The following is a 9660-nucleotide window of genomic DNA, read 5'->3' as shown; positions in this document are numbered from 1 at the left end:
TTCTCAAACTGTTTCAGCAACGCCGAAGCAGAAACTGCTGACGAGTGGTTGAGATCGTTCGCTTTCGCATGGAATCAGCTTATCTGAACACTACCGCCGGTGGGGCGATTACCGAGTCGGGGTGGAACAACGCTTATATCGCCACACTCTGTCGGTTCTCTCAGCGAAACGGGGCCACACTCCGGAGTTAACAATACCAATGACCGAGACAGGGAGCACGTTCATACTCGACGCACTGACTGCCGAAGGCGTCACGACACTCTTCGGCCTCATCGGGGAAGGGAACGCACACCTCATCGACGCGACGAACGACCACGACATCGCGTTCCGGTACGCGCGTCACGAGCAGGTGGCCGTCTCGATGGCGGACGGCTACGCCCGCACCACCGGCGAAGTCGGCGTCTGTACACTCACCCACGGCCCGGGCGTGACGAACGGCGCAACCGGTATCGCCGCCGCGGACCGCGATAACGTGCCACTCGTGGTTCTCGTCGGAGACACGGGGTTCAGTGGCCGGGAGACATCCCTCCAGTATCTCGACCACATCACGTTCACCGATCCGATCTCCGTCTATCAGACACGGGCGGAGACGTCAGACACGATCGGCGAAACGCTCCGTCGTGCGTTCTCGGAAGCGCGAACCGAACGTGGTCCCGCCATCGTCGAACTCCCCGGAGACATCCAGAAAGACCCGGTCCCCGACGATACCTACGATCCACAGTCGTCCACGGCCCAGCGCGTCCACGCCGACCCCGAAACAGTCGACGCCGCGGCCGCCGTCCTCAACAGCGCGGACCATCCTGTCATCCTCGCTGGCGGCGGCGCTCGTGCGTCCGACGCCGCTGACGCTCTCACCGCGCTCGCAGAACGACTCGGCGCACCCATCGCGACGACGTACTTCGCGAAGGGGCTCTTTGATCACGATCACCCGCTCCACTCGGGGATCGCGGGCACGTTCATGACGCCCGCCAACGACGCGTTGCTCTGGGACGCCGACGCAGTGCTCACCGTCGGCGCACAACTGTCGGGGAAATCCACCCGCTATGGCGCGCTCTACGCGGACGCTGACATCGTTCAGGTTGACCTCTCTCCCGACGCACTCGGACGATACCGCGACCCCACGATCGGGGTGCTCGGAGACGCCCGCGCGACGGTCGCCGCGCTCGGAGACCGCATCGGGACGAACCCCGAACGCGTCAACAGGGTCGAGGAGACGATCGCGGAAACGGGTCACGTCATCCCGTTCGACGAGCAGTCGGACGGACCATGCGTGGACCCGCGTGCGCTCACGCTCGCCGTTTCCGACCGCACCGCCGGCGACGCCGTCGTCGCCGTCGACTCGGGGAACAACACGGGGTTCCCGGCGGTCTTCCACGAACTCGACGCCGGCGGCCAGATGCTCGTGAACGGGAACTTCGGAACGATGGGGTACGCACTCCCCGCCGCGCTCGGCGCGCAGTACGCCGATCGCGACCGAGATGTCGTCTGCTACATGGGCGACGGCGCGTTCATGCAGGTCGTTCAGGACGTCGAAACTGCGGTTCGTCTCGATCTCCCGGTCGTCTTCGTCGTCTTGAACGACGAGAGCTACGGGATCATCCGCCACCGCCAAGACCTCGAATTCGACCGTGTGACCGCCGCCGATTACGAGAGCCCAGCGTTCGAGCAGGTCGCTCGGGGTCTCGGCGCGCGCGCCGCAACGATACGGTCGACTGATGATCTGGGCGTCCTCGACGAGTTCCTCACGGACAAGCCCGATGTTCCGCTCGTCCTCGACGTGCGCACGAATCCGGATATCGCTCGCCCCGGATTTCCACCGTACTAAAGGTCGATTCGGAGGTTCCCGTCCTCAGAGACTTCTGCCGTGACCTCCGGCGGCAGGAGACTCGTACACCCCGATTCCTCGAGGATTGCGGGACCATCGACCGTCTCACCGACGGCGAGCGCGTGTCGGTCGACGATTGGTGTTGCCACAAACCCCCGATCCGCGAAGTACACCTCGCGTTCACGGTGGGTCTGTTCGCCGCCCGCAACGGGCACCTCATCCTCGACCGGCAGCGTCTCGACCGTCCCGGTGGCACGGAGTGTGACGAGCTCCACCGGCTCGTCCTCCATCGCGTACCCGTAGAGCTGACGGTGGTGGTCGTGGAACCGCTCGATTCCCGCCTCGAAGTTCGCCGCCGTGAACGTCTCTCCAGGGAGCGCGACGGTCAGTTCGTACGCTTGGCCCGCGTACCGGAGATCGAGTTGCCGGGTCACCAGCACGTCCCCAGCGTCGAATCCCTGATCGGTGAACCGTTCGGTGAGCGATTCTTCGAGCGTTTCGAACTCTACGCCCGCCTGCTGTGCATCGAGTCCGTCGCCAGTGTACGCGCGCGACTCGTCCATGCGAACGTCGGCGAGCAGGAGGCCACGTGCGGAGAACACGCCCGGGCTCCGGGGGATCACGAGCGAGTTCATGTCCATGTTCTGGGCGACTTCAGCGGCCTGGAGCGGGCCGGCGCCACCGAACGCGACGAGCGAGAACTCGCCGGGATCTCGGCCGCGCTCGACGGTAACGCGGCGCAGCTCGCGAGCCATCTTCGCATTTGCGACTTTGACCACGTTCATCGCCGCCTCCTCGAGGCTGAGCCCGAGTGGTTCCGCGATCTCGTCAGCAAACACCTCCCTCGCCTTCTCGATGGCCGGTTGTACGTCGCCGTCGAGGAAGGCGCTTGGGTCGATGCGACCAAGCACGAGATTCGCGTCCGTCACCGTGGGGTCGGTCCCACCGCGGCCGTAACAGATCGGCCCGGGATCTGCGCCGGCGGATTTCGGGCCGACACGAAGCCCGCCACCAGCGTCGATCCACGCGATACTCCCACCGCCTGCTCCCACGGTGTTGATGTCGACGAGCGGGGTGTTGATTGGCAGGTCGTTGATCTCGCCCTCCGTGGACCGAACGAGGTCGCCGTCCTCGACGACGCTCACGTCCGCGCTCGTGCCACCCATGTCGAGTCCGATAGCGTGTTCGAGGCCTTCCGTCCGGCTAACGTCACGGCAGGCGACCGCTCCCGCGGCCGGTCCGGAGAGGACGGTCCGAAGTGCGAAATCCGTCGCCTGCTCCGTCCCGAAGATACCGCCGCCGGAGTGCATCACGTTCAGCGGCACGTCGATACCGCGCTCCGCGATCCCGGTATCGAGGCGACCGAGGTAGTCTTGGATCGTGACCTTCACCGCCTCGTTCAGCACCGTGGTGACGGTTCGGTCGTACTCGCGGGTCTCCGGGTAGACGGCGGAGGAAAGTGCGTAGCTGAGGTCGGTTTCTTCCGCGATGAGTTCGCCGACCCGGCGCTCGTGGTCGTCGTTCAGGTAGGAGAACAGCATCGAGACGACGACCGAATCGACATCCGAGTCCGCGAGTTTGTCAACGGCCGCACGAACGGCGTCCTCGTCGAGCTCGTCGACGACGTCCCCCTCCGAGTCGATACGACCGGGGACGCCGAGTCGGTGACGCCTGTCCACGAGCGCGGGTGGTTTGTCCGCCTGTAAGTTGTAAAGCTCAGGACGGGTCTGGTCCCCGATCTCCAGGACATCACGCAACCCCTCGTTCGTAATAAGTCCGAGGTCCGGTATCTCGTTTTCGAGGACAGCGTTGGTTCCCACCGTCGTCCCGTGGCTCAGGAACTCGACGCGGTCCGGGTCGGTGTCGGTCTCTTCCAGGATCTTGTCGATGCCGTTCAACACGCCGCGGTCGAAGTCCGGGGGGGTGGACGGCGTCTTCGTGATGTACACCTCGTTCGCGTCCACGTCGTAGAGGACGACGTCGGTGAACGTCCCACCGGTGTCGACACCGATGCGCACGCTCATGCGTTCTCACCCGTCCTGTTCGCGGCCACGTCACGGAGTTCTCGACGCCGCTCCGCGGTCGCTTCCTCGTCGATACTCTCGTCTTCGATGACGACGCCGTACTCCTCGCGGGCTTTCTCCGGGGAGACCTTCTCGTCGAGAACGTCGTCGAGGACGTCGGTCGGGTCTCGCTCCAGGGGGTCCCCATACCCGCCACCGCCGGGCGTCTGAACGCTCGCGACATCGTCAGCATCGAGCTTGGTCGTCGACTTCGACGCCAACACCTCCTCATCCGCCGTTCCCGGGTTCCGATAGAACCGGGAGGGCCGAGCAGAGTGCCCGCCGAAGATCCCCCACGGCTTGGAGCGTGTCCGGTCCGTGAGCAGCGAAAACGACGCCTCGTGATCGTAGAACTGGAGGTCGCGGCGGACGCCGAGCCCGCCACGCTGGCGACCCGCGCCTTCCGAGTCCTGAATCAGTTCATACCGGCGGACGTAGACGGGCAGTTCGTCCTCCAGTTCCTCGATAGGGCTGTTCGCAGTGTTCTGGAAGTGCGTCTGTACCGCGTCCATCCCGTCTTTCTCCAATCGTCCGCCGTAGCCGCCCGCGACGGTCTCGTAGTAGACGTAGTCGTCGTCGTCCCGAGGATCGGTCCCGCCGTACGCGACGTTACACACCATTCCTTTCGTCGCGCCGATGGTCTGCTCGGGGACGGCATCCGCGAGCGCCTTCGTCACGAGATCGCCCGCGCGCATCGGGATCTCCCAGCCGCCCGCCACCGGGCGGTTGTAGGAGGGGTTCACCATCGTTCCCTCAGGGGTTATCGTCTCGAACGGCCGGTAGAACCCGTCGTTCTTCGGCAGATCCTCACCGATGAACGCCATGATGACGGCCATCGTTCCCGCGAACGCCATTGCGGGTGTACAGTTCAGTGGCCCTTCGTTTTCCGCTGCGGTCCCGGTGAAGTCGATACTCATCTCGTCGCCATCGACCGTCAGCGTGAGCACGAGCGTCACGGGTTCGTCAACGATACCGTCGCCATCCATCTCATCGCTCGCCGAATATTCGCCGTCCGGGAGCTCTTCGATAGCTGCGCGGACTCGGCGTTCCGTGTAGTCGAGCAGTTCATCCAGGTAGGTCTCGACGCGCTCGCGGCCGTTTTCCTCGTGGAGTTCTGCGAACCGCTGTTCGCCGATCCGGTTCGCCCCGAGTTGTGCCTGATAGTCGCCGCGTCGCATCTTTGGCTCGCGGACGTTCCGCAGGATGAACGAGAGGGTGTCCTCGTCGTACTCCCAGTCTTCTACTGCGTGAACGCCGGGGATGATCAGGCCCTCGCCGTAGAGTTCCGTGCTGTCGTTGGGGATACCGCCAGGGGTGCCCCCGCCGATATCGACATGATGTGCTGAGTTCGCGGCGTAGCCGATGATTTCGTCGTCGTGGAACAGCGGCGAAATGAGCATCACATCCGGAAGGTGGACGGCGCCCTTGTACGGGTCGTTGATAAGAATGCCATCGCCCGGTTCGAGGTCGTCCTCCCAGTCGGGAACGTTCCGCGGGACGACGGAGACGAGGGACCCGATGTGTTGGGGGGCGATGTCGTGTTGAGCGATATGCCTGAGGTCGGCGTCGAACAGTGCACACGTGTGGTCGCGACGAATCTTGATGTTCGTCGAGTACGCGGTTCGTTGGAGCGTGACGCCCATTTCCTCGACGACACTCTTCAGTGAGTGTCTGAAAATTTCGAGGTCGCCAGTATCTACCATACCACCTCCTCCCATACCAGACGGAATAAACGTGTGGGTGGGTCGCGGAAAATCCGAGGCGAAAGCCCCGCGCTTAATCGCGGGGAGGAAGCCGGCCAACAGTATTCAACCGGCGACGATGGCACAGACGGAGCTCCAACACAATCGTTGGTCAGTTCTCCTGCATCGGTAGTTGCCTTCGTTGGATCACCAAGGACACCGTTTTCGGTGAACCAGTCCGCGCACCCTGCCGTCCGCGGAGTTTGCGGACAGTCTTGTCGCAGAAAGAGTTATTGTGACCTGTTATCACATGCCTGTATGACTGACATCGAGAGCTACGACCAGTTCATCGACGGCGAGTTCGTCTCCTCGGAGAGCGATGACCGCGCCGAAGTCAAGTTCCCGTACGACGGCGAACCATGGGCGACCGTTCCGCTCGGAACCCCCGGCGATGTCGACCGCGCCGTCGCCGCCGCACGGGATGCCTTCGACCGTGACGACTGGGGCGGCCTCCAACTGAGCGAACGCGCCGGCCTGCTCCGAGAGGTCGCCGCGGTCATCGACGAGCATGCGGACGAACTCGCGGAACTCGAAACCCGACAGAACGGAAAACTCATCCGCGAGATGAGCGGACAGATGAACTCGCTCGGCGATTGGTTCCGTTACTACGCCAGTCAGTGCGAGACCCGTGAGGGCGACACCATCCCCGTCGAAAGCAAGAACGGCGAGATGTTTAATTACGTTGTCAGCGAGCCGTATGGCGTCGTCGGCGCCATCACCCCGTGGAACTCCCCGCTCCTCCTCACCGCGTTCAAGCTCGCGCCCGCGCTCGCCGCCGGCTGTACGTTCGTCCACAAACCCAGCACGCAGACGCCCGTGAGCGCGCTCCGTCTCGCCGAACTCCTCAGCGAAGAGGCCGGACTCCCCGCCGGCGTCTACAACGTCGTCACCGGCAGCGGCAGTACCGTCGGCGACGCGCTCGTCAATCACGACGGCGTCGACAAAGCCTCCTTCACCGGCAGCACCAGCGTCGGCCGCCACATCGGGAAGACCGCGGGCGAGAACCTCATCCCCGCCTCCCTCGAACTCGGCGGGAAGAGCCCGAACATCGTCTTCGCCGACGCGAACCTCGACAATGCAATCAACGGCGTCATCAAGGGTATCTTCGCCGCGACCGGACAGACCTGCCTCGCGGGTTCGCGCGTGTTCCTCCACGAGGACATCGCCGACGAGTTCGTCGATCGGATCACCGAGCGCGCCCGCGACATCACCCTCGGCGACCCACGTGATCCTGAGACCGAGATGGGGCCGGTCGCGTTTCGCGGACAGTGGGAGACCGATCGGGAGTACATCAGGACCGCAGTTGAAGAGGGCGCAACCCTCCGGTTCGGCGGTGATCAGCCTGACGACCTCCCCGGCGAGTGCTTCCTCGAACCGACCATCCTCACCGACGTGGAGAACGACATGACCGTCGCCCAGGAGGAGATCTTCGGTCCCGTCGCGAGCGTGCTCACGTTCAACGACGAGGATGACCTCGTCGAACGGGCGAACGACACGGACTTCGGGCTCGCCGCGGGCATCTGGACCGAAGATTTCCGGAAAGCCCAGCGCGTCGCCGAAGCCCTCGAAGCGGGAACCATCTGGATCAACGAGTACCGTACGCTCACCTACAACTCCCCGTTTGGTGGGTACAAGGACAGCGGTCTCGGCCGCGAGAACGGTCACGAGGGGTTGGAGGAGTATATGCAGACGAAGAGCGTCTGGGTCGACCTCGCCGGGGAGGTCGAGGATCCCTTCACGCTCGGCTGACGTGGACCGCTTCCGTCCCACGTCGTCGATGCCCGTACGGCTTCGACCGCAGAAGACGCCTAGACGAACGACGTGGCTCACGGGTCGGTCGTCGGGTGAACGGCAGCGAAGATGCGGACGCCGGCAGGCGGGTCCTCGGTGGGGAGTCGGAGAAGCGCCCTCTCGACGGCGTGTTTTTGCTCCGCTGCCCGAAGGTATTTAATAATAGATTCACCTCCTTTCGCCGTATGCACATCCTCATCACGGGGGCGAATGGCACAGTCGGCAGTGCGATTATCGATCAGCTCGGAGCGACGGACGAGTACGAGTTCACGTGTCTCGACGTCGAGGACCACCCCGACCGAGAGACCGTCGTCGCGGACATCACGGATCGAGACGACCTCCGTGGCCACTTCGATGACGTAGACGCCGTCATCCATCTCGCTGCCGCCGTCGACCTCAGTGGATCGTGGGAGAAAATTCTCCAGAATAACATCATCGGAACGTACAATGTCCTCCAGGCGGCCGCGGAAGCCGAGGTAGAGAAGTTCGTCTTCGCGTCATCCATCCACACGGTGGGGATGTACGAGGTTGAACTCTCACCGGAGATTTACGACCCGGAGTACGATCTGACGCTCACGCACGAAGACCCGGTCCGGCCCGACTCCTTCTACGGCCTCTCAAAAGTGTTTGGGGAGGCCGTGGGACGGCTATTCGTCGAGAGTCAGGAGAACCCGCTCGGCGACCTCCACCCGACGTACGTGACGAACACGCGAGAGTACCCGACGAGCTTCTACGCGCTCCGCATCAAGACCGTGCTCGGTGAGGAGTACGACCACCCGTACGGGCTCGCGGAGATGGGCGTCGACGAAGGGTGGTGGGAGCGCGACAGCGAGGAGTACGGATACATGGCGGACCGGCTGAAGTGCACGTGGCTCTCGCACCGCGACCTCGGCCAGCTCGTCGACTGCCTGCTCGGACACGACGAGCCCGGGTTCGACATCTTCTGGGGCGTCAGCGGCAACGATGGGACCTGGGTCGATCTCACGTACACGCGGGACCGTCTGGGATACGAACCCCAAGACAACGGGGCAGAGTGGGACGCTCCGCCCGAATAGCGGGAGAGTCTCCGCGGGTGTGTGCAGCGATCGATGCTCAGTCGGACGTACTTTCGAAGCGGCGATCGGCGCTGGTCTCGGTAGCGTCGCCGTAAGGGATGAGGCGGTCGACTCTGTTGAGATTCTATGCTACAGAGACAGTGTCGTCTGAGACACCCGGTCGCTGAAGAGTGCTTATTGATCGAAGTCGCTTCGACATAGGGTATCGCTGATTTCCAGCTTCAGTTTTCTGATGTGCCGAGGTGCCCCGCCGCCTTACGGCAATTCCCTATAGCCATTGCCATCCAAGACGGTGTATCACGATAACTGCCAGTGCTCCAAAAACTACCAGAGCCGCCATGTAGAGGATCATTATTACTCCCATTTGTTTCATTGTCATCTCGCCTTGAAGGGCATCTGAAATTCTCATAAGATTACATAACAGCCCGACTTAATAAATCATCACGGAGTTCTATACACTCGACGACGCATTATAAATATTATAACAATTCATCCAGTAACATACGCGGCTACCTCGGAGAAAGCCGCAGTGCATTTGCCCGGGTGTCTGTCGGTTCGTAGCCTGTACTGACCACACCCGGTCAGAAGAGATCATTTCCTAAGGATGTCAACAAAGCCAGGCGGTCAAAAGATCGAGTGCGCTATGCACAGGTTCGGGCGCCGCAGCCGGAATAGCGGTTGTATCGAATCAAATTTCTGGGACGAGCGACGACGCCCGAGTCGGCGACGAAGTTCGGTATCCAACTCTATCTAGCTGAACTATCACTTTTGCGTACAGTGTATGTTTGGACAGCCGGGTGTCGGTCGCCATCGAGCCACCGCCCATCGGTAGGCGCAAGAGGCCGATCTACAGCCGATAGACGGTGTCGATCCGAATCATGTCGGGGTCGATGAAACGATGGTCCAGCTCAATCCTGCGCGATATTGGCTGGACGCTGCTGTCGATTCCGACATGAACCGCCTGCTCTATCTCCGACTGTAGTCGACGAGCGATACTGCGGTTTCCTCACCGTTTCTCGCTGGATTACGTGAGAAACGTCAGATTGAGAACCGGATACTTCCCGTCGGCGGTGCCCCGTGGTTGCAGGCGGCCTGTCATCGTCACGGGCTCCGAGTCCAACACGTCACACATGGGAATCGGAATGCCGTCGAACATGTCTTTCGTGACGCTCTTCTGTAGGAGA

Annotated in this window: 6 protein-coding genes and 2 pseudogenes; 5 read left to right on the top strand and 3 right to left on the bottom strand. The window is 62.6% G+C overall.

The genetic code is table 11. From position 1 onward, the window contains the following. Window positions 1-87: pseudogene (locus tag DJ69_RS09465) on the top strand (IS6 family transposase); the annotation flags it as partial. A 112-nt stretch (window positions 88-199) separates the two neighbouring features. Continuing rightward, window positions 200-1825, top strand: a complete 1626-nt coding sequence (locus DJ69_RS09460) for a thiamine pyrophosphate-binding protein (protein WP_099255376.1) — start codon at window positions 200-202, stop codon at window positions 1823-1825. Here the strand turns inward: DJ69_RS09460 and DJ69_RS09455 are convergent. Next, window positions 1822-3849 (bottom strand): hydantoinase/oxoprolinase family protein, encoded by a 2028-nt coding sequence (locus DJ69_RS09455; protein ID WP_099255375.1) that lies wholly within the window; start codon window positions 3847-3849, stop codon window positions 1822-1824. The genes DJ69_RS09460 and DJ69_RS09455 overlap by 4 nt on opposite strands. Then, window positions 3846-5591 carry a hydantoinase B/oxoprolinase family protein gene (locus tag DJ69_RS09450; protein WP_180271782.1) on the bottom strand — a complete coding sequence of 582 codons (1746 nt, stop codon included), beginning with the start codon at window positions 5589-5591 and terminating at the stop codon, window positions 3846-3848. The genes DJ69_RS09455 and DJ69_RS09450 overlap by 4 nt, the downstream gene beginning before the upstream one ends. Window positions 5592-5888: 297 nt before the next feature. Here DJ69_RS09450 and DJ69_RS09445 point away from each other — a divergent pair, with 297 nt between their 5' ends. Together DJ69_RS09445 and DJ69_RS09440 are read left to right on the top strand one after the other, a co-directional pair. Then, a complete protein-coding gene (locus tag DJ69_RS09445; RefSeq protein WP_099255373.1) occupies window positions 5889-7379 on the top strand; it encodes an aldehyde dehydrogenase in 1491 nt (496 codons plus the stop codon). Between the two features lie 227 nt (window positions 7380-7606). After that, window positions 7607-8476 (top strand): NAD-dependent epimerase/dehydratase family protein, encoded by an 870-nt coding sequence (locus DJ69_RS09440; RefSeq protein WP_099255372.1) that lies wholly within the window; start codon window positions 7607-7609, stop codon window positions 8474-8476. Window positions 8477-8744: 268 nt separating this feature from the next. Here the strand turns inward: DJ69_RS09440 and DJ69_RS18370 are convergent, their stop codons facing one another. After that, the gene (locus DJ69_RS18370) at window positions 8745-8885 is read right to left on the bottom strand and encodes a hypothetical protein (protein ID WP_180271781.1); all 141 of its coding nucleotides are present in this window, start codon (window positions 8883-8885) and stop codon (window positions 8745-8747) included. A 234-nt stretch (window positions 8886-9119) separates the two neighbouring features. Between DJ69_RS18370 and DJ69_RS18830 the strand changes: the two are divergent. After that, a pseudogene (locus tag DJ69_RS18830) lies at window positions 9120-9644 on the top strand (IS6 family transposase); the annotation flags it as partial. Between the last annotated feature and the right edge of the window lie 16 nt (window positions 9645-9660).

This window comes from Halorubrum persicum (genome assembly GCF_002727125.1).
Taxonomy (GTDB): domain Archaea; phylum Halobacteriota; class Halobacteria; order Halobacteriales; family Haloferacaceae; genus Halorubrum; species Halorubrum persicum.
Note: the sequence above shows the minus strand (reverse complement) of the source record. Positions and strands in the feature narration are given on the sequence as shown.

Excerpts from the sequence above, each read along its gene's own strand:
- DJ69_RS09460 (WP_099255376.1), top strand. The coding sequence starts at position 200 with ATGACCGAGACAGGGAGCACGTTCATACTCGACGCACTGACTGCCGAA.
- DJ69_RS09455 (WP_099255375.1), bottom strand. The coding sequence starts at position 3,849 with ATGAGCGTGCGCATCGGTGTCGACACCGGTGGGACGTTCACCGACGTC.
- DJ69_RS09450 (WP_180271782.1), bottom strand. The coding sequence starts at position 5,591 with ATGGTAGATACTGGCGACCTCGAAATTTTCAGACACTCACTGAAGAGT.
- DJ69_RS09445 (WP_099255373.1), top strand. The coding sequence starts at position 5,889 with ATGACTGACATCGAGAGCTACGACCAGTTCATCGACGGCGAGTTCGTC.
- DJ69_RS09440 (WP_099255372.1), top strand. The coding sequence starts at position 7,607 with ATGCACATCCTCATCACGGGGGCGAATGGCACAGTCGGCAGTGCGATT.
- DJ69_RS18370 (WP_180271781.1), bottom strand. The coding sequence starts at position 8,885 with ATGAGAATTTCAGATGCCCTTCAAGGCGAGATGACAATGAAACAAATG.